The sequence below is a fragment of the Caproicibacterium sp. BJN0003 genome, from assembly GCF_026314295.1.
Lineage (GTDB): Bacteria > Bacillota > Clostridia > Oscillospirales > Acutalibacteraceae > Caproicibacterium.
Map to the genome: position 1 here is coordinate 820,691 of NZ_CP111108.1, position 20,675 is coordinate 841,365.

Consider the following 20,675-nt stretch of genomic DNA (forward strand, 5'->3'; position numbering starts at 1 on the left):
GAGTCAAAGGGGGAAGCATCTTCTGATGGCTTTTTCGATCAAAGAACATTATGATTTTCAGGATATGCTGGAGATCATGAAAATCCTGCGGGCACCGAATGGCTGCCCATGGGATCGGGAGCAGGATCATCATTCCATTCGCAATAATTTTATCGAAGAAACTTATGAGGCGGTTGAAGCCATTGATACAGATAATGTCGACCTTATGCGTGAGGAGCTAGGCGATGTTTTGCTGCAGGTGCTTTTTCACTGTCAGATTGAAAGTGAAAAAGGGAATTTTACTTTTGCTGACGTGGTAGATGAATTGGCACATAAGATGATCGAACGTCATCCGCATGTCTTTTCTACGGTAAAAGTGAATTCTTCTAAGGAAGTGCTCAAGAATTGGGATGTGATTAAGAATCACACCAAACATCGGGATTCTGGTTCTGAGGTATTAAAAGCAGTTTCACCGGCGTTGCCTGCACTGATGCGTGCGGCAAAAGTACAAAAGAAAGCTCAGAAACTTGGTTTTCCAGAAGAGATCAAAGCAGAAGAAAATGAGAAAACAATTTCGCCGGAAAAAGCGGGAGCGTATTTGTTTGAAGCCGTTCGGGCTGTCAAAAAGGCCGGTGTAGAGCCGGAAGAAATGCTCTCCAAAGAAACAGAAGCATATCTTTCGAGATATGAATCATGGGAAAAATCTTCCGGAAAATAAAAATGGTTTGTTCTCGGCATCTGCCGATGAATATGAAAGGAAATTGCTAGAAATTTTAGGAGGTAAAAAGATTATGAACAAAACGGAACTGATCGCTGCCGTAGCAGAAAAGGCTAATCTTTCTAAAAAGGACGCAGACAGTGCAATCGCTGCTGTCATTGATACTGTCGTAGAAACTGTTGCAAAAGAAGATAAGGTTCAGCTGGTAGGTTTTGGTACTTTTGAGTGCCGTCATCGCAGTGCCCGTAAAGGCCGCGATCCCCGTACCAATAAAGAGATCGAGATCCCCGCTTCCAAGATTCCGGCATTTAAGGCTGGCAAAGCGTTTAAGGACGCAGTTTCTAAGTAAGCGAAAGATGAATGCGGCAGTGATGTGATTTTTTAGATCATATTGCTGCCTTTTATTTTTTTGAAAGAAGGAGACGACAAAATGCGTCTTGACAAGTATTTGAAAGTTTCCAGACTGATTAAACGGCGTACCGTTGCAAACGAAGCTTGCGATGCCGGAAAAGTTTTGGTCAATCAAAAGCCTGCACGAGCCTCTTATGACGTCAAAGAGGGAGATCTTTTGGAGATTACGCTCGGCTCAAAAATGATTCGGGCAAAAGTGTTGTCGGTTCAGGAATATGCGACAAAAGATTATGCGGGGACCATGTACCAAATTTTGGAGGATTCTCAATCTTAATTCATTCGCAGTAATTACAGAAAAAATAAATTTGAGCATTTTGGGGTCCCATATTTATTTTTAAAATACTTCTTAAAATTTGAAATATAAAAATCGGCATGATAACGCATCATGCCGATTTTTTAAGATCAAATATTTTTGGTGATTAGGTTTTCTTTACAAACACAGTTTGGCATTTCGGACAGGTGATTTCAATTTTTCCCCGTCCTTTTGGAACACGAAGGGTGGCTTTGCATTTTGGACAATGAAAATACCGATGTGTTTTGTCCTTTTGATGTCTAAAAAGGCTTAAGATGCGGCTGGAGATAGGACTCCAGATTCCCAGGAAAGCCTGATTTTCCGCCCAGCGTTTTTCGTGATTGCGCGAAAACATTCGGAAAAAGGACCAAATGATAGCAGCAAACCCGAGGTAATAAAGGAACCATAAGCCGGTTAGTTGACCAATGAGAGCAAGGACCATGTAAAGAACCAGTAAAGCAATATTTAATTGGTCGGTACCGTGTCGCCCATACATAAATTTTTGAAGCCAATTCATCAGAAAGAACATTCCCTTCGTCACTATTGAAATGATTGTAACGCCAATGCTTATGAAAAACAATCCCTTTTTGAAAGGATTCATAAAAAGTTCAAGATGATGGAAAGCTTTTTCCAAATTTGATAATTCTAAAAGAGAATTTATTAAATCTTATTTTGCTTATAATGGAAAAAGAACTGTTCAAAAGAATGAAAGAGGAATTATCATGAAAACAGAGACAATTTATTATGAGAACCCGTATTGCAGGCGCTTTCGGGGAAAAGTTCTCTCCTGCGAACCAAAAGGGAAAACCTGGCAGGTAGAACTTGACCGTACTGCTTTTTATCCGGAAGGGGGAGGCCAGCCGGGGGATCAGGGAGTCCTTAATACGGTCAATGTGTTGGATACAAAGGAAAAAGACGGAATTATCTTTCATGAGACAGACTGCCCTTTAGAAGAGGGCTCTTATGTGACGGGTGGCATTAATTGGTCGCTTCGTCTTTCGAGAATGCAGGAGCATACAGGAGAACATATCGTATCAGGAATTATTCATCGGCTGTTTGGCTTTAATAATGTGGGATTTCATATGGGCAGCGAATGTGTTACGCTGGATTTGGACGGCGTTTTAACGCAAGATCAGCTGCATATTGTAGAGTTGATGGCAAACGATGCGGTCTACCAAAATGAAAAGGTAGAGATCACCTACCCGAGTGCAGAAGAATTGGAGAAGATTGATTATCGCAGCAAAAAGGAATTGACAGGCGCAGTGCGAATTGTAACGATTCCGGGGTATGATGTTTGTGCTTGTTGTGGGACACATGTTTCTCATACCGGAGAGATCGGAGCAATTAAACTGATTGGGTTCTTGCATTATAAAGGCGGAATTCGGATCAGTATGCTCTGCGGAATTCGGGCGGTACAGGATTACGAAGTGAGACAAAACAGTGTATCAGCTGTCAGTGCCCTCCTTTCTGCAAAGCCAGGAGAGATTGCGAAGGCCGTCGAACGCCTAAAAGAAAGTGAAACACAGCTTCGTCAGGAGAATGCTGAACTTCGGCATCAGCTCTTGGAGATGAAAGCAAAAACGCTGGTCCCAGAAAATGGAGTCTTTTGTATTTTTGAAAAGGGCTTAAAAGGGGACGACCTGCGTAGCTTTTGTCTGGAGCTAAAGAAAAAGAGCCGTTTGGCGGCTGTCTTTAGCGGGGAAGACGAAAGATATCAGTATGCGCTTTCTTCGGACAATGATTCCCGCGCGGTTGGAAAGGCGCTCAATGCAGCACTTCATGGCCGTGGGGGAGGAAAACCGGAATTAGTACAGGGAAGTGTACAAGCCCAAGAAGAAAAAATCAGAGATTATTTTAAAGCTCTCAACCAAAAATAGAACAAAAAAAGGGACGGAAAATTCCGTCCCTTTTTTGTTCTAAGCTTTATTTGTGAAAGATTTTTTCTGCATAGCGGACGCTGCCCATCGCATCTTTTCCATAGAAATCCGCATGAATTTTTTCTGCATATTGAGGATTTAAAACGGCACCACCGACCATCACTTTGCATTTTGGAGCCTTTTGGTGGAGCAACTTAATGGTTTCTTCCATATTGACGACCGTTGTAGTCATCAGTGCAGAGAGCCCACAGAGCTTCACCCCATTTTGCTGGACTGCTTCTAGGACCTTCTGTGGGTCAACATCTTTTCCTAAATCAATGACATCGTATCCGTAGTTTTCCAAAAGCACTTTAACAATGTTTTTTCCAATGTCATGGATATCTCCCTTGACGGTAGCAAGAACAATTTTCGCTTTTTTTTGAGTGGAACCTGATTTTCTCATTTCATTTTGCAGAACTTCAAAGGCGGATTTGGCAGCTTCTGCGCTCATCAAAAGCTGCGGCAGGAATAGGGTGCCTTCTTCGAAGTCTTTTCCGACTTTATCGAGTGCGGGCATCAGATGTTGATTGATGATCTGGAGCGGAGAAATCCCCTCATTTAAGAGTGCTGCGGCTGTGTCGTGCGCACTTTCTTTCAGTCCCTTTTCGATCGCTTTTCGAAAAGCATTTTGAGTGTCACCCGGAGCAATCTCTTTTTGGGGAGCAGAAGTTAAGATTTTTTGGGAGACTGTTTTTTGCGGTTTTACATCTTTATAGGCATTGATATATTCCATGCACTGTGTGTCAAACCCCATCAGTGCATTGTAGGAGCGAAAAGCATCCATCATAGCGCCGTTATTTGGATTCATGATGGCGGCGGAAAGACCTGATTGCATTGCCGTTATAAAGAAAGCAGCGTTAATTTTTTCCCGGCAGGGAAGGCCAAAGGAAATATTGGATACGCCAAGGGATGTTTTCATTCCCAGCTCTTCATGGACACGGCAAAGCGTTTCCAGCGTAACGGCCGCACTTTTTTGTCCCGCAGAAATTGTCATTGCAAGAGCGTCGATAATTAAATCCTTTTTTGGAATCCCATATTTTTGTGCTTCTTTTTGAATTTTTTCAGCAATTTTAATCCGACCGTCGGCAGTTTCCGGAATTCCGGATTCGTCCAGTGTTAAAGCGATGACAGCACCGCCGTATTTTTTGACTAAAGGAAAGATGGCATCCATTACTTCCTGCTTGCCGTTTACGCTGTTAATGAGAGGTTTTCCATTATAAATGCGAAGTGCGTTTTCCATTGCGGCAGGATCGCTGGTGTCGAGTTGCAAAGGAAGATCGGTGATCCCCTGCAAGGCTTTTGTAATCTCAGGAAGAAGCTTTTTTTCGTCAATATCGGGAAGACCGACGTTAACATCCAGCACATCGGCACCGTTTTCCTGTTGCGTGATTCCTTCCCGTAGAATATAATCGATATCGTTTTCACGCAGCGCCTGCTGAAAACGCTTTTTCCCGGTAGGGTTGATTCGTTCTCCAATAAGGATTGTGCGATCCTTTAGGAAAACAGCGTGACTATAGCTTGAAATGACAGTCTCATCGTGGACGGAAAGCCACTTCGGAACGATTTCTCTGCAGGCTTCGACCGTTTTGCGAAGATAGTCCGGCGTTGTGCCGCAACACCCGCCCAAAATCCATGCCCCGTCTTCCGCCATTTCCCGCATTGCTGCCGCAAATTGGTCGGGGGTAACATCATAAAGCGTTTCTCCATTTATCACTTTCGGAAGGCCTGCGTTCGGCTGAATCAAGATCGGAAGAGAAGTGCATTTTTGCAGACGCGGAAGGAATTGCTTCATTTGGTTAGGACCAAGCCCACAGTTAAAGCCGATCGCATCTGCATGTAGACTTTCCAGCAAAACGGCGGCCGCTTCAATATCACCGCCTGTTAAAAGTTTTCCTTTTTCGTCGAAAGTCATCGTGACGAGTACTGGAAGTGAAGTTGCTTCTTTGGCGGCAAGCAGTGCCGCTTTGCATTCGAAGGTATCGCTCATGGTTTCAATTAAAATCAGATCAGCACCGGCTTTTTCACCAACAGAAGCAGCTTCAAAATAGGCTTCATATGCTTTTTCAAAATCGAGGTCTCCCATAGGCTTTAGGAGATGTCCGGTTGGTCCCATATCGAGAGCAACGAGCTTTTCTCTGGGAGCGGCAACTTCTTTAGCCAATGTAACAGCTGCCGTGACAACGTCTTTTACAGAAGCTTTTCCTTGTAGTTTGATTTTGTTGGCGCCAAAGGTGTTGGTTGTAATAATATCAGAACCAGCTCGAAGATAGTCTTCATGAATCTTCTTCAGAATTTTCGGATGCGAAAGATTCCAGAGTTCTGGTGTTTCTCCGGCTTTCAGTCCGTATTTTTGCAGTTGTGTTCCCATTGCGCCATCAAAAAAGAGAATGCGTTTTCCTAAAGTCTCTAAAAAATTCATGGAGATCTCCCTTCTTTTTCTGTGAAAAATAATTTTTATGCGTCTGGATCTCGAAATTCGCAGTCTGTTTTTTTGCAGGAGCTACAATGCCCTTCGTGGCAGTCTTGTCCTTCTGTGGTGACGCCGATAACTGCTGTTACACTTTTGGAGGGGGCAAGAATATCGCTTTCGGTAGCAGTCAGGCCAATTCGTTTTTCGGCCTCTAAAATTCGAAGCAGAGAGCCTTGACCGGAGAGCGGAAAATCTCCATATCCCGGAGAAAAGCGCGGCTTGAGGAAGAGGCCGTCTGAATGAATAGACGACCGCAGAGAAGAGCAGATCTCATTGCAGTAGGATTCGATCAGCGCTGCGGAACTTGCCTGATAAATGAGGGCAAGACTCATATCTTGTGTGGTTGCGCGGCGAATCAGAAGATCAGGCACGGGACCAAGTGTCGCTGCAAAAAGATAGGCGCTTTTACAGAGATTAAGATGGTGAGCTAAATCATGGCTTTCTGTTTTAAAAGGGCCAATTTTGCAGAGAGAACCAGATAACGTTACTGGATAATTTGCATAAATGCTTCGCGGCCGAATTCTATCGAGAAGTTCTTTTAAGCAGGATTCGATCCGTTCTCTGGTTTGGGGATCGGCCGGATGTCCCCGAAACCCTAGATAACGTTCGATTTCCCGACGGTTAATTTCCATCGCAGGAGATGACGTCGGAGAGGTTGTGAAAAATTGCCGCAGCAATATCAGGCTTGTTCATCGTATAAATGTGGATGTGGGGAACCCCGTTGCTGATTAAGTTGATGATCTGTTCGGTGGCATAAGCAATTCCAGCTTGTTTCATCGCTTTCGGATCAGAACCAAAGCGGTCGGCGATCGCCTTGAATCTCTGGGGAAGAATTGTTCCGGAAAGTGAGCAGATGCGGGTAATCTGTTTTGCATTTGTCACCGGCATAATGCCTGCAATAATCGGCACATTGACGCCGCCTGCCAAAGCGCGAAACATAAAATTATAGAATAGATCATTATCAAAGAACATCTGGCTGGTCAGAAAATCACAGCCGGCTTCAACTTTTTCATGCAGATGACGAATATCCTCCGTCTTATGCGCACATTCCACATGACCTTCGGGATAACAGGCTCCGCCGATACAAAAGTCACCCTGTGTTTTAATTTCCCGAATCAGTTCGCTCGCATAGTGATATTGATTTGGTGTGGGGAAATCTTTGCCTTCCGGGATATCGCCTCTCAGTGCCAAAATATTTTCAATTCCAGCTTTTTTCAGTCCTGCGAGACGCTCAGAAATCTCATCCCGCGTAGAAGAGACACAGGTTAGGTGTGCAAGAGCCGGCACATGACTTTTTTGAATTTCCTGTGCAATTCGAACGGTTGTCGCACTTGTTCCGCCGCCTGCTCCGTAAGTAACACTCATAAAAGCGGGATGCAGAGCGGAAATTTGCTTTACAACTTCCTGCGCCTGGGGTAGATCTTCTCCCTTTTTGGGAGGAAACAGCTCACAGGAAATGGTAGTATGTCCGCTATTTAATAGGTCGATAATTTTCATAATGAAATCCCCTTTTGTAACTGCGCCAAATCTTTTGTTTCATATTATAACAAAAAAGGTGGGAAAAAGAAACTCCCTTTTAAAAAAAGGAAAAAGCAGAGCTTGATGGGGAAAAACAGGTGGTTTTTCTTGTCATTTTGTATAAAATGATTTATAATGCAATCTATGTGACACTTATTTGTTTTTGTTTTAAAGTAAGGAAAAAAAGAGAAAAGAGAAGGATTTTTAAAAGATGCAAGAGAGAGAAAAGTTTTCATCGCGCCTAGGATTTCTGCTGATTTCCGCAGGATGTGCAATCGGTCTTGGCAATGTTTGGAGATTCCCTTATATTACAGGGAAATATGGCGGCGGTGCATTTGTGCTGGTGTACCTATTTTTCCTTTTAATTCTGGGACTGCCAATTATGGTCATGGAATTTTCAGTGGGGCGTGCAAGTCAAAAGAGCGCAGCGCGTTCTTTTCATGTTTTGGAGCCTGCGGGCAGTAAATGGCATCTCTACAGTTATGGAGCAATCGCGGGAAACTTTTTGCTGATGATGTTCTATACGACGGTTGCCGGCTGGATGCTGGATTATTTTGTGAAATTTTTAAGAGGCGAATTTCAGGGGCGTTCTCCGGAAGAAGTGAAAACCGTTTTCGGAACGATGCTTACGAATTCCGGTGAAATGACCTTTTGGATGGTTGTTGTGGTTCTGCTGGGCTTTGGAATTTGTGCCATGGGGCTCAAAGACGGAGTAGAGCGGATTAATAAAGTTATGATGGTCAGCCTATTTGTGGTAATGATTATTTTGGCGGTTCGTTCGGTAACACTGCCGGGTGCCTCAGAAGGAATGAAATTTTATCTGCTGCCGGATTTTGGGCGTATGATGGAAGCAGGCTTCGGAGAAGCTGTTTTTGCAGCGATGGGACAGGCTTTCTTTACTCTCAGCCTTGGAATCGGTGCGCTTGCTATTTTCGGCAGCTATATTGGAAAGGACCGTTCTCTGACAGGCGAAAGCATCAGAATCGCCGGATTGGATACCTTTGTCGCTCTGGTTGCAGGCATGATTATTTTTCCGGCATGCTTTGCATTTAATATTCCGACAGACAGCGGCCCGGGACTTGTATTTATTACCTTGCCGAATGTTTTTGAACAAATGTCCGGGGGAAGAATCTGGGGTGCGCTTTTCTTCCTATTTATGAGCTTTGCAGCTTTGAGCACCGTAATTGCTGTCTTTGAAAACTTGTGCGCCTTTGGAATGGAGCTCAAACACTGGAGCCGGAAAAAAGCGGTCTTAATTAATTTAGTTCTCGTTTTGGTCCTCTCGCTTCCCTGTGTATTGGGCTTTAATCTGTGGAGCGGATTTACTCCTTTTGGTGCGGGTTCAACGGTACAGGATCTCGAGGACTTTTTGGTGAGTAACAATCTTCTTCCATTAGGCAGTCTTGTTTATTTACTATTTTGTGTTTCGAAAAAAGGCTGGGGTTGGGATCACTTTATCGAAGAAGCGAATAGTGGTGAAGGCCTTAAATTTCCAAAATCGATTCGCTTTTATGTGACTTGGGTGCTGCCCTTTATTGTGCTGTTGATTTTTGTACAGGGATATCTGGCAAAATTCTGGCCGGGAGTTTTTAATGTCTGAACATTGAGCGGAACAGAGTATCAAAAAAGAAGGTGAAAGCTTGGATAAGAGTGCTGTGCGTGAAGTAGCGCAGAAAGCTAGACAGCAGTTGGAAGAAATGGTTCAAAAAAATCTTTCTGCACTTCATGCCTGCCGCCTTTCGGGGGATGATGCTTTTCGGCGGGACATTCTCCTCAAAGAAGAAGAGCAGCAAGGAACTTTGGCACTTTGCAAAAAAGCTGCTTACCGATTTTTCCGGGAACTGATTGCTGTTCGGTATATGGAACTAAATGGCTATTTGCCATATCGGGTTCTGTCTTCTCAAAAGTCAAATACGGTTGAACCTGATTTTTTGGCGCATTGGCTTTTAACCCATCAAGATACCTTGGATCGGGATGCACTTTTTACCAAGCTGTTTCAAAGGACCTGTCTGTCCCTTGCTTCTCAGATGCCGGATTATTTTCCAGTGCCGGATGAGATGGACTTACTTCTCAGTTTAAGCTATCGAAAAGGCGTTGTCCGAACTTTGTGCGACGGCCTTTCCGAGGAAGAATGGCTGGGACAGGTAGAATTGATCGGTTGGCTTTATCAGTCTTATCACCTACAAGAAAAAAATGCGGCGATTGACCTTTATGCCGGTAAAGTTAAAATGAAAAATTTGACTGCGGCAACACAGTTCTTTACAACGGATTGGGTCGTTCGCTATATGGTCGAAAATTCTCTCGGCAGAGTCTGGCTGGAAGGACACCCGGAAAGCCGTCTGCGAAGGGAGATGCCCTATTATCTTGATCTTCCGGAAGAAACAAAGCGTGCTCCGATGGAACCGAGAGATTTAAAGATTCTGGATCCCTGTATGGGCGGTGGACATATTCTTGTCTATGCCTTTGAACTTTTGCTCAAAATTTATTCGGAATGTGGGGTTCCACCAAAGCGCGCCGCTTCTTTAATTTTGCAGGACAATCTTTATGGATTGGATATTGATGAACGCAGCCGGGAACTGACGGCATTTGCACTTTTAATGAAAGCTCGTTCCTGTGATCCGGATATTTTTGAGAAGGGGGTTACTTTGCATTTTGCGGCGATTCATCACAGTCGTAAAATTGACAAAGAGGCACTTCACTATGCGTCTGGTGGAAATGAAGCTTTATATGATGATTTACAGAAACTGACGGCTGCTTTTTATTATGGCGATCAGTTTGGTTCGATCCTGAATGCCCCAAAAGTGGATCTCAAAGCACTTAAATCCCGCTTTTCGGTGATTCGTGGGGAACAATATCCAGATAATTTGTTTCGTATGGAAGCACAGCGAAAAGCCCTGCAGGAATTGTGGCCGCTTGTTTGCCAAGCTGAGATTATGGGGCAAAAGTACATGTGCGTTGTCACGAATCCTCCTTACCTTAACCATATGGATAAGCCTCTTAGAAATTATGTAGATAAGAATTTCCCGGATTATAATAACGATCTTTTTGCAGTCTTTATGGTACATAATTTTGATTTTTGCAAGGAAGATGGCTATTGCGCATTCATGACGCCGTTTGTCTGGATGTTTATCAAATCTTATGAATCGCTGCGGCGCTTTCTAATTCAGGAAAAAAGTGTTTCCTCTTTGATACAAATGGAATATTCTGCTTTTGAAGAAGCAACCGTTCCACTTTGTTCTTTTGTTTTGCAGAACCAAAAGGAAAAATATCCGGGGATTTATCTGCGCTTGACGGATTATAAAGGTGGCATGGAGGAGCAGAAAAAGCGTGTTCTTTATGATTCTCTCCATCCGGACAGCAAAGATCGTTTCGAGGCGTCTTTAAAAGATTTTAGAGAGATCCCGGGAATGCCGTTTGCCTATTGGGCTGATAGAAATGTTGGCAGGGCCTTTCAGGAGGGTGCCCCTCTTGGAAAAGTTGCACAGATCAGCAACGGACTTTTTACCTGTAATAATCAGCGCTTTTTGAGATTCTGGTATGAGGTAGAGCCGGAAGAAATTGATTTCTGGTGTGAAGATGAGTCTGATTGCCGAATGAGCGGAAAACGCTGGTTTCCTTACAACAAAGGCGGTGCCTTCCGAAAATGGTATGGAAATCAGCTCTATGTAGTGGATTTTGCGGATTTCGGCAGGGATATTTGTGCTTATCGGATTAAAAGCGGGCAGTCTGCGGCCATGCCTGGTAGACAGAACTATTTTCAGCCCAGTCTTTCTTGGTCTTTTGTCAGTTCCAGTACGTTTGGAGTACGGTATTATCCGAAAGGATTTGTTTTTGATATTGCGGGCTCTTCGATTTTTCCGCCAAAAGAGGATCGATTGTATCGCTTAGGATTCCTTAATTCTTCCACAGCATTTCAGATTTTGGGGTTTTTGAATCCGACCCTCAATTATCAGGCTGGGAATCTTGCTCTTTTGCCGATTTTGGAAAGTTCAGAAAAAGAGCAGATTTGGCGACTGGTACAAAGGAATATTGATCTTTGCAAAGCAGACTGGGACGACCATGAAATCAGTTGGAACTTTAATGGAAATTCACTTCTGAAAACAGGCGCGTTGACTTTGCAGGAGGCTGTGAAAATTTGGAGCCGGCAGGTAGAAGACCGCAGAGAAGAACTGCGGCAGAATGAAGAAAAGATTAACCGTCATTTTGCTGATTTGTATCAAACCGGTGCACCGGTCGAGGTGGGAGATAAAGCGCTTTCGATTGCGCCGCCGGAACCGGAAAAGGCAATCAAAGAGCTTGCTTCTTATTTTGTTGGACTATTATTTGGACGTTATAGAGAAGATCATTTTCATGAGAAATCTGTCTCTTGGTGCAGCCCCTGCGAGATTGCATCTGCTTTTTCAGAGTTTCTCAAAAAACGTTTTGGAGAAGATGCGGTTTCTTTTGCCGCTTCATTTTTAGGAAAGGGAACAGCGGAGAAAGTTTTAGAAGCCTACTTCGAAAAAAAATTTTTTACAGAACATTGCAAACTTTATCACAAAAGGCCAATTTATTGGCAGATAAAAAGCGGAGAAAAAGAGTTTGTTTATTATCATGGGAATGTTTGGAAGGCCTTCTGCCAAATTGCAGAGAACGATCCCAAAAATGAGATACCAAAATCGATACTTTCTTCGGAAATCCCTTTTGATCGCAGCCTTGGAATTTCTCAGAATTATGAGTCATATCAAGAGATTTTGCGAAAGATTCCATAAACAAAATAAAGAGCAGACTCTTGTGAAAGTTTTTCTTCACAAAGCCTGCTCTTTTTATTGGCCGCCGAACTTTTATTTATGATCCTATTGAAAATCTGCGTTTTACATCGTTTTCAGAAAGTGCCATACTGTTATATAGGTCGGCTTCTTTTCCGATGGGAAGAGAACAACTTTCCGGCAGGACAGCGTAATAATATCCGCCGCTATTTTCTCCAAGAAAAAAAACGTTTTGATCTTTGCAGAGAGATGAAAATTGTACCGAAAATTCATCGCTGCTGTATTTCTGTGATTCCAAGAAAATCCGCAGAAGGGGAACAGAAGGATCATGGGCATAATAAAACGAGGTGTATCCATTTTTAGAAGATTCGTCGAAAATGGTTTCTTGTGTGTAAAGAGGGCTTTCGGAAATCCAGCAAGGTGGAATTCGAAAAGTAAAATGCAGTTGTTCATCTTGATAGAATTCTGCAGTTTCCGGCTCTGAAGCGATAGAAGAGAAAGAGGAAGGCTGCTTATAAGGAGCTTGTCCGGAGCAACCGGAGATTTCCAGCATAAAAAATAAAAAGCATTCGCAGCATAATAGAATTCGAAACCATTTTTTTCTGCCCATTTTGTCACCTCGCTTTTTAGGATTACTAAAATTCATCATAATAAAGTGGAAGTGAGAAAGTCAATAAATTCGTCGGAATTGTAATAGAAGGTTACAAAATTGTGATTGACTTTTTTAATGAAATACAATACAATAAATCGGTTTATGAGAAAAACAATGGAGGAAAACATGAGACAATTTGACTATGATTTATTAGTAATTGGAGCTGGCCCTGCGGGAATATTTACCGCTTTGGAAATGAATCGGCTGGCGCCTGAAAAGAAAGTTCTGGTGATAGATTCCGGCAGCGCAATTGCCAAAAGAACATGTCCGGCCAGAACCAGCGGTCAATGTGTACATTGTAAGACCTGCAATATTATGAACGGCTGGGCAGGAGCCGGAGCATTTTCAGACGGAAAACTTTCTCTTTCGGAGGAAGTTGGCGGGCATATTACGGATTTTATGAGCACACAGGAAGCGGAAAAGATGATTCATTACTGCGATGAAATCTATCTGAAATTTGGTGCGCCCAAAAAAGTGTTTGGAGAAGGCAACAAATTTGCCGATAAGATTGCCTATGAAGCCCGCAAGGAAAATATTCAGCTGATTCATTGCCCGGTACGTCATATGGGAACGGAATACAGCTTTCAAGTTCTCAGCGCTATGTATGATTATTTAGCTGCACAGCCGAATTTCGAGTTCCGTGCGCATACGACTGCCGATACTATTTTTGTAGAAGACGGCCGTGCCTGTGGAGCATATCTTTTAGGACCGGACGGAAAAAAAGAACTTGTGAGGGCTAAGCGTGTTGTGGCAGCCCCCGGCCGCGGCGGTGCAGACTGGTTGAATCGAATCAGCAAAGAAACCGGGCTGTCAGTTACCAATAATGAAGTGGATATTGGAGTGCGGGTAGAAGTACCGAATGCGGTGATGGATCACCTGACGAAAAATCTTTATGAAGCAAAATTGATTTATTATTCTGATACTTTTGAGAATAAAGTGCGTACTTTTTGCATGAATCCCGGAGGAATCGTCAGCGAAGAACATTATGATGGACCTAACGGAGGAATTGCAGTTGTAAATGGGCATTCCTATGCAGATGAAGATCGCCACAGCGATAATACAAACTTTGCACTGCTTGTTTCCACAAAATTTACGCAGCCGTTCCATCAGCCGATTGAATATGGGCGATATATCGCCCAGTTGGGGAATATGCTTACCGGCGGCGGAATTATGGTACAGCGGCTGGGAGATTTGCTTTTGGGGCGCCGTACCGATGAGACGCGGCTGCAGAAAAGCACTACGATCCCGACGCTGAAAAATGCGGTGCCGGGAGATCTTTCTTTCGTTCTGCCACATCGTCATTTGACTTCTATTGTAGAGACGCTGCGGGCGCTTGATAAGCTGGCGCCGGGTCTCTACAGCAGAAATACGCTGCTTTATGGAGTGGAAGTTAAGTTCTATTCCGCTAAAGTCGCGGTCAATCAAAACTTTGAAACGCAGCTTCCGGCACTTTATGCGATCGGTGACGGCGCCGGGATTACTCGTGGATTGATGCAGGCATCTGTTACCGGGGTCATGGCAGCTCGTCATATTATAGAAAGCCTGAAAGAAACAAATTAAAATAAAGTTTTTATGCGATCGCTTTTTGGAAAACAAAGGAATTTAATCATAATCGTTTTCTGTGCGCATACTTTTTGAAAGAGATTCTTTTATGGGGGTGCGCTCATGGAAAACAGGGTACGGAATTATTTCGTGGATGCTAACACGGCCAGAGGATGGATCGATTTTTATGATTCTAATTTTAGTCCTTTGGAAACGGCCGTCTGCCTTTATGGCTGGCCGTCTATGATGATTTCTGAATTGATTGCCGATATTTGTCATACGGCGAAAGAAGAAGAGACCTCAATCGAGCTGATTCATGACAGCTTGGATAATCATATGGCAGGAATTATTTTACCAAAGTTTTCAGCCGGCATTATTAATGAACCGATTTTTGCAGGGTATAGTGTTCAACGCCTGCTCGGTGGAAAAGAACTGGATTGTGCATTTGCAGCGCTGCAGCAGGCCAAAGAAGATTTTGCCTCTGCACTTAAAGTTCATGATGGATGGGAAAAAATTTATCTGGGGCGGATTGACTTTCAAAAGTTGGATCAAGTATTTACTTTTACATCAGATCGTTTGCTTCAGGATGCTCTGCCCAAAACCGGAAAGGCTGTTCATCGCTTTTTCGGTGCGGCAACTGCGGATGGTTCTCTCGATTACATTCCGAATTTGACAGAAGACCTCAGTCGCAGAATCTTTTTAAAGGGACGTCCGGGCACTGGAAAATCGACTTTGCTCAAGCGCTTTGCACATAAGGCAATGGAATCTGGATATGATTGTGAAATTTATCATTGCGGCTTTGACCCGGAGAGCTTGGATATGGTGATTGTACGAGAGCTTTCTCTCTGTATTTTTGACAGTACGGCTCCGCATGAATATCAGCCTTCTCGCCCGGGAGACGAAGTGCTGGACCTTTATAAAGCAGCGGTCGTTCCGCATACCGATGAAACCTGTGCCGCAGAAATAGCAGCCAGTGCAGCAGCGTACCATACACAGATCAATAAAGCGGTTTCTGCTCTTTCACAAGCAAAAGAATTTCTGAATGAACATTCCAAGAGAATTTTGGAAGATGTCCGAATGGAACATTTTTGTACAGTGCGGGATGAAATTACAGAAAAAATATTTTCATAACCTTTTTTACGAGATTAGAATACTTTGTTGTGAGCCGCGGCTTTTAGAAGCCACGGCTTATTTTTTGAGGAAAGCTTTTTAAAGAGAGCGGTTGACAAAAAGTATGGGACTCGATAAACTAAAAACGAATGTTTAGCAGAAAGTAGGGAAGATTTGTTGAAAAGAGTCAATAAAATTGCCATTATTGGTGGTGGTATTTCCGGACTTGCTGCCGGAATCTGGGGGCAGAAGCAAGGATTCCAAACGGTTATTTTTGATAAGAACAGTGCGCCCGGCGGCTTTTGTGCCGGATGGAAAGCAGGAGTGCAGCAGGTTGGATTTTGTTTTCGCGGGCTGATTGGAACAAAAGAAAATACGGTGTTAAACCATTTATGGAGAGAGACAAGGGCTCTTGGGAATACATTGATTATTCAGCCGGAAAGTTTTTTAAGTGTTTCGGAAAATGATAGGTCTATTACACTTTGGCAGGATTTGGAACGCTTTGAACGTGAGGCAAAGAAGCTTTCTCCCGAGGATGCTCCCACTATTTCCATGTTTTGCGATGCAATTCGTACGATTGCAGAGTATGAAATTCCGGCCCAAAAGCCGGATGAACTTTTAGGACCTTTAGAGCGCTTAAAAGCTGGGAATAAAGAAGCAGAAAAGCTTTTGCAGAAAGCCTCTGAAGTCAGTATGAAGCAGTTTGTTAATGAGTTCAGAAACCCGGTGCTGCGGCGCCTATTTTCTTCAGTTCAGCCCCAGAATGGAACATTGGCGTCATTTTTGTTTCAGTATGCGATGTTCGTCAGCGGAAACTATGGGCTTCCCGTTGGGGGCGCTGCTGCTATGGCAAGGAGAATGGCGGAGCAATATCAGCGTCTCGGCGGAGTTTTGCGGCTAAATGCCACGGTTGAGCAGATCTTGACGGCGAATGGAGCGGCAAGAGGAGTTGAATTGCACAGCGGTGAACGCTATTTTGCGCATTGGACGATTGCGGCATGTGATCCGGATATTACGACTCATCATCTGATTCCCCCTAATACAGAATTAGATAAAAATTTTCAACAGCGATATGAAGACCGACTTCACAATCCAATTTTCACCGGCTTTTACTGCGCTTTTCGTACGAACCAGGATCCCGGACTGATGCTGCATATGCAGGATTTTGAGGTGGAACCTTTTTCAATCGGAAAAACTTTGATTAACCGTCTCTGTCTGATACAGTCAAGCTATGATTCTCAACTGGGTCAAAATGCGAACGCTCAGTTTGTGTGTCTGATTCCACAGGCGGAAGAGAGTTACAATTATTGGGAGGAATTATCTCAAAACGAAGTTCTGTATGAGGCGGAGACCAATAAAATTATGAAAAAAGTGCTGGAACAGCTTCGAAAAAGATTTCCTGAATTGGATTTAAAACCTGTATGCTGTGCGGCACCGGATTTTTTCAGCCGACGTTTTGGCGCTTATCACGGAACTTGGAGCCCGTTTGTTACACTGCCGGGGATTAAATATCAGCCGATGCCGTTTACGGTGCCGGGAGTTCGTCGGCTGCTTCTTTCTGGTCAATGGATGCATGCAGAAGGCGGTCTTCATGCCGCACTGATCGAGGGCCGCTTTTCAATTCAGCGTATTTGTCATAAAGAACGACTGCCGTTTTCTGAATAAATAAAAGACAAATATCCAAAATAATGTTATTTGGGAAAAGTTTCTGCTTCTTTTTTTGCTTTGAGTGTGCTAGAATAAAGGCGTTTTAGAAAAAAACGAAGCAATTAGTCTAGATAATTTGTCTATTATATAATTTGAAAGAGGTTGAACTTTTTATGATGTGGGATTCTGTAGATTTAAAAGCATATCATGATTGTGTTGCTGATCTTTTGGGAACAAAAGAAGTCAATGAAATGCGCGATCTGGACCACCACGCACATATTAGCTGTTATGAACACTCTGTGTTTGTTTCCTATTTAAGTTTTCGAATCTGCCGTAGGCTGCATATTGATTATCGGGCGGCTGCCAGAGGAGGACTTTTACATGATTTGTTTCTTTATGATTGGCATACGGACCCACATGAGGGAATGCACGGATTTTCTCATCCGAAAGCAGCACTAAAAAATGCAAAGGAATTATGCCCGCTGACTCCTAAAGAGGAGGATATTATTTTAAAGCATATGTGGCCTCTTACTTTGCGTCAGGTTCCAAAATATCGTGAGTCTTTTGTCGTTTCGGGGGCTGATAAGCTCTGTGCATTGATGGAGATGTTTTCATTTTATAGAATTTTGAAAATCAAACGCCACCTCGCTCTAGCAGTTTAAAGCGTTTTCTACAAAAATGCAGGATTGGAAAGCTATAATTACAAAAATTCACTAAAAATATGGTGATAGCTTTAAAATGAAGAGCTTTTTGCATTTTTTTACTTGCCAACCGTAAATGTGCGCGCTATAATAATACAAAGCACGGGTGCTTGACCAGAAGAGGGAGAGCGCCTTTTTTTGTATATGGACTTTATTTTTTAAAGGGTATCACAAATGTGCTTTTGCAAATTGTGCAGAATACTGCAGAAGATTGAAAAGGGGTAGTTTTATGAAGAAGAGCAAAAAGCTGCTTGCACTGGCGCTGGCTACAGCAATGGTGGGTGCAAGCATGGTTGGCTGCGGCAGTAGCCGCGCGGGCAGCAGCGCCTCCGGGACTACATCCGGAAGCCAAATGGCAGATACCATTACGTATGCGCAGGGCGCAGATCCTCGTGGACTGGATCCGGCCTATGTTGATGACGGCGAATCTGCTAAGATTATGTGCAATATTTATGAGGGACTTTTAAAGTACAACAAGGACTCCACCGAAGTAGAGCCCTGCCTTGCAAAGAGTTGGGATATCAGTGATGACGGACTTACTTATACTTTCCACCTTCAGGAGGGTGTTAAGTTCCAGGATGGTACTGATTTTAATGCAGATGCTGTTAAAAAGAGTATCGACCGCCAGCTGGAGCCGAACCGTAGTTCCGATATGCCGTATGCTTCCTTTGTTTATGGATCTGAAGCAGACAATACCGGTGTAAAAGCAGTCAAGGTAGTAGATGCCAACACAGTCGAAATTGATCTGCGTTCTGCTAATACTGCATTCCTTAAAAATATGGCAATGTGTATGGCAGCTCCGATCGTCAGCCCCACTGCTCTCGACAAGAACAACGGGAATTTGAACGAAGCTCCCTGCGGCACCGGCCCTTATACCTTTGTTTCTTGGAACAAAGGCCAGAGTGTTGTTTTAAAGAAGAACGACAATTATTGGGATAAGGATAACGCGGCAAAGACCGAGAACGTTGTTTTCCGCTTTATTGCTGAAAATGCTGCTCGTGTAACGGCTCTCGATAATGGCGAAGTTGATGTAATCGATGGAATTGATGATACGGTAGTACCCACCATTGAGGACGCCGGCAACAAGATCTTTAATGAAGACGGCATGACTATTAACTACATGGCGTACAACACCAAGAGTGATATCTTCAAGAATGCAGCTGCTCGTAAAGCTGTCAGTGAAGCAATTAATGTTCCTGAGCTCGTAAAAGCACTTTATGGAGATTATGCCTCTGTTGCAAATTCCGTAATGCCTACTTTTATGGCACCGTATGATACCGATATTAAGCAGACTCAGTATGACCCGGATAAAGCAAAAGCAGATCTGGCTGCAGCCGGTGTTACTAAGATTAAGATGCTTACCTATACGAATCCTCGTCCGTATAACGCAAAAGGCGGTCAGCAGCTCGCAGAGACTATTAAGGGATATCTGGATAAAGTCGGCGTTGACTGTGAGATTGATGCTTATGACTGGACTACTTATAAGCAGAAAATCGAGACAGAATCCTACGATGTTGCGTTCTATGGCTGGACCGGTGATAATGGTGACCCGGATAACTTTATGAACCTGCTTGCCGATAAGACCGTTTCCATGAATCTTTCTCGTTACGATGATCCTACTTATAGAGCACTGATTCAAAAGGGCATTGCTACAAAAGACGGTGCTGATCGTGACGCAGTTTATAAACAGTGTGAACAAATGGTTGCCGATCAGAATGTCTGGCTTTTGATTTCACATTCCAAGAACCTGTGTGGCTACAATCCAAAGGTTCAGGGCTTCTACTATCATCAGACTGGTATTACTCCGTTTGCTGGAGTTACCAAAACGAAATAAGTAGAGTCGACTGCATTTTATAAACGCAGTGTTTGCCGGAAGCTGTCGGCAGTGATAGCTTCCGGCAATGCGTTTATATTGGTTACTATTTGGAAAAAGAAGGAAAGGACGTATACAGCTTGTTTAAATATACTATAAAACGCATTTTGCAGCTGATTCCGGTCCTTTTGGGTGTTTCCATTATCGTTTTTCTGATTATGCGTGTCTTTTCACCGGATCCGGCAGGTGTTGTGCTTGGACAGCATGCAACTCCGGCTGCCATGCAGGCATGGCGCCAGGAAAACGGCTTGAATGATCCCATTTGGCTTCAATACTGGAATTTTCTTATCGATGCGCTTCGTGGAGATCTAGGGACCTCCTATTACACACATTCTCCTGTAACGCAGGAAATTGCTTCTCGTTTTCCTGCAACTGTTGAGTTGGCAATTTGTGCGATTATTCTTGCTTCTGTTTTTGGAATCCTGCTTGGAGTCATTAGCAGTGTTAAGAAAAATTCGCTTGCAGATCATGCCAGTATGATTTTGGCACTGATTGGTGTCTCTATGCCGATCTTTTGGTCCGGCATGTTGATGATTATCCTTTTTTCCGGTACATGGCATCTTTTGCCGAGCAGCGGACGAATCGACCCAATGCTTCAGCCGGTTGGAGGAACAGGGCTCTATTTGATTGATACCTTGTTTTCCGGCGACTTTGAAGCTTTTGGCAATGCCCTGCAGCATTTGATTTTGCCGACAGTTGCGCTGAGCCTTTACTCGATGGCGATTATTACTCGTATGACTCGTTCCAGTATGTTGGAAACATTAGACCAAGATTACATACGTACTGCTGAAGCAAAAGGACTGACAAGAGGACGCGTGGTGCAGCACCATGCGCTGCGCAATGCGATGATTCCGGTTACGACAGTAATCGGATTGCAGTTTGGCAGTCTTCTTGGCGGCGCTGTTTTGACGGAGACGGTGTTTGCATGGCCTGGTATTGGAAAATATACGGTCGAATGTATTTTAAAATCCGACTTCCCGGTTGTTCAGGGAGTCGTTCTGCTGATAGCAGTGATCTTTGTTTTGCTGAATTTGGTGGTTGATATCATCTATGCATTCTTGGATCCGCGCATCAAGTACGCAAAGAAAGAAGGTTGAT

Annotated in this window: 17 protein-coding genes; 12 read left to right on the forward strand and 5 right to left on the reverse strand. The window is 43.6% G+C overall.

Annotated elements, in window-relative coordinates:
* Positions 1-25 precede the first annotated feature (25 nt).
* From mazG to OP489_RS04050, 3 genes are all read left to right on the forward strand, one after another.
* On the forward strand, positions 26-697 hold the full coding sequence (gene mazG, locus OP489_RS04040) for a nucleoside triphosphate pyrophosphohydrolase (protein WP_266163069.1): 672 nt from the start codon (positions 26-28) through the stop codon (positions 695-697).
* 73 nt (positions 698-770) lie between these two features.
* The gene (locus tag OP489_RS04045) at positions 771-1,046 is read left to right on the forward strand and encodes an HU family DNA-binding protein (RefSeq protein ID WP_180341093.1); all 276 of its coding nucleotides are present in this window, start codon (positions 771-773) and stop codon (positions 1,044-1,046) included.
* Positions 1,047-1,127: 81 nt separating this feature from the next.
* Positions 1,128-1,382 (forward strand): RNA-binding S4 domain-containing protein, encoded by a 255-nt coding sequence (locus OP489_RS04050; protein WP_266163070.1) that lies wholly within the window; start codon positions 1,128-1,130, stop codon positions 1,380-1,382.
* Between the two features lie 145 nt (positions 1,383-1,527).
* On the opposite strand, the gene OP489_RS04055 is transcribed toward OP489_RS04050, so the two are convergent.
* Positions 1,528-1,917: a hypothetical protein gene (locus tag OP489_RS04055; protein ID WP_266163071.1), complete on the reverse strand. Its 390-nt coding sequence runs from the start codon at positions 1,915-1,917 to the stop codon at positions 1,528-1,530.
* A 205-nt stretch (positions 1,918-2,122) separates the two neighbouring features.
* Here OP489_RS04055 and OP489_RS04060 point away from each other — a divergent pair, with 205 nt between their 5' ends.
* On the forward strand, positions 2,123-3,277 hold the full coding sequence (locus tag OP489_RS04060; RefSeq protein ID WP_266163072.1) for an alanyl-tRNA editing protein: 1,155 nt from the start codon (positions 2,123-2,125) through the stop codon (positions 3,275-3,277).
* Between the two features lie 46 nt (positions 3,278-3,323).
* Here OP489_RS04060 and OP489_RS04065 read toward each other — a convergent pair whose 3' ends face one another.
* From OP489_RS04065 to metF, 3 genes are read right to left on the reverse strand one after another with little or no spacing between them, the layout of a single operon-like run.
* Entirely contained in the window at positions 3,324-5,735 is a 2,412-nt protein-coding gene (locus OP489_RS04065) for a homocysteine S-methyltransferase family protein (RefSeq protein ID WP_266163073.1), read from the reverse strand.
* A 35-nt stretch (positions 5,736-5,770) separates the two neighbouring features.
* Positions 5,771-6,418 carry a Vitamin B12 dependent methionine synthase activation subunit gene (locus tag OP489_RS04070; protein WP_266163074.1) on the reverse strand — a complete coding sequence of 216 codons (648 nt, stop codon included), beginning with the start codon at positions 6,416-6,418 and terminating at the stop codon, positions 5,771-5,773.
* The gene (gene metF / locus OP489_RS04075) at positions 6,408-7,283 is read right to left on the reverse strand and encodes a methylenetetrahydrofolate reductase [NAD(P)H] (protein ID WP_266163075.1); all 876 of its coding nucleotides are present in this window, start codon (positions 7,281-7,283) and stop codon (positions 6,408-6,410) included. Before metF ends, OP489_RS04070 begins: the two co-directional genes overlap by 11 nt.
* Positions 7,284-7,515: 232 nt before the next feature.
* Here metF and OP489_RS04080 point away from each other — a divergent pair, with 232 nt between their 5' ends.
* A complete protein-coding gene (locus OP489_RS04080) occupies positions 7,516-8,904 on the forward strand; it encodes a sodium-dependent transporter (RefSeq protein WP_266163076.1) in 1,389 nt (462 codons plus the stop codon).
* Positions 8,905-8,944: 40 nt separating this feature from the next.
* On the forward strand, positions 8,945-12,055 hold the full coding sequence (gene pglX / locus OP489_RS04085; RefSeq protein ID WP_266163077.1) for a BREX-1 system adenine-specific DNA-methyltransferase PglX: 3,111 nt from the start codon (positions 8,945-8,947) through the stop codon (positions 12,053-12,055).
* A gap of 76 nt (positions 12,056-12,131) precedes the next feature.
* Here the strand turns inward: pglX and OP489_RS04090 are convergent, their stop codons facing one another.
* Positions 12,132-12,662 (reverse strand): hypothetical protein, encoded by a 531-nt coding sequence (locus OP489_RS04090; protein WP_266163078.1) that lies wholly within the window; start codon positions 12,660-12,662, stop codon positions 12,132-12,134.
* A gap of 168 nt (positions 12,663-12,830) precedes the next feature.
* Here OP489_RS04090 and OP489_RS04095 point away from each other — a divergent pair, with 168 nt between their 5' ends.
* The 6 genes from OP489_RS04095 to OP489_RS04120 all read left to right on the forward strand — a co-directional run bounded on the left by OP489_RS04095 (position 12,831) and on the right by OP489_RS04120 (position 20,674).
* Complete coding sequence (locus OP489_RS04095) at positions 12,831-14,264, forward strand: NAD(P)/FAD-dependent oxidoreductase (protein WP_266163079.1); 1,434 nt, start codon at positions 12,831-12,833, stop codon at positions 14,262-14,264.
* A gap of 105 nt (positions 14,265-14,369) precedes the next feature.
* Positions 14,370-15,377: a hypothetical protein gene (locus OP489_RS04100; RefSeq protein WP_266163080.1), complete on the forward strand. Its 1,008-nt coding sequence runs from the start codon at positions 14,370-14,372 to the stop codon at positions 15,375-15,377.
* Positions 15,378-15,533: 156 nt separating this feature from the next.
* Positions 15,534-17,021, forward strand: a complete 1,488-nt coding sequence (locus tag OP489_RS04105; protein WP_266163081.1) for a phytoene desaturase family protein — start codon at positions 15,534-15,536, stop codon at positions 17,019-17,021.
* 155 nt (positions 17,022-17,176) lie between these two features.
* Positions 17,177-17,665 carry an HD domain-containing protein gene (locus OP489_RS04110; RefSeq protein ID WP_180341080.1) on the forward strand — a complete coding sequence of 163 codons (489 nt, stop codon included), beginning with the start codon at positions 17,177-17,179 and terminating at the stop codon, positions 17,663-17,665.
* A 268-nt stretch (positions 17,666-17,933) separates the two neighbouring features.
* Positions 17,934-19,538, forward strand: a complete 1,605-nt coding sequence (locus tag OP489_RS04115; RefSeq protein ID WP_266163082.1) for an ABC transporter substrate-binding protein — start codon at positions 17,934-17,936, stop codon at positions 19,536-19,538.
* A 119-nt stretch (positions 19,539-19,657) separates the two neighbouring features.
* Positions 19,658-20,674 (forward strand): ABC transporter permease, encoded by a 1,017-nt coding sequence (locus tag OP489_RS04120; protein ID WP_266163083.1) that lies wholly within the window; start codon positions 19,658-19,660, stop codon positions 20,672-20,674.
* Position 20,675: the final 1 nt, after the last annotated feature.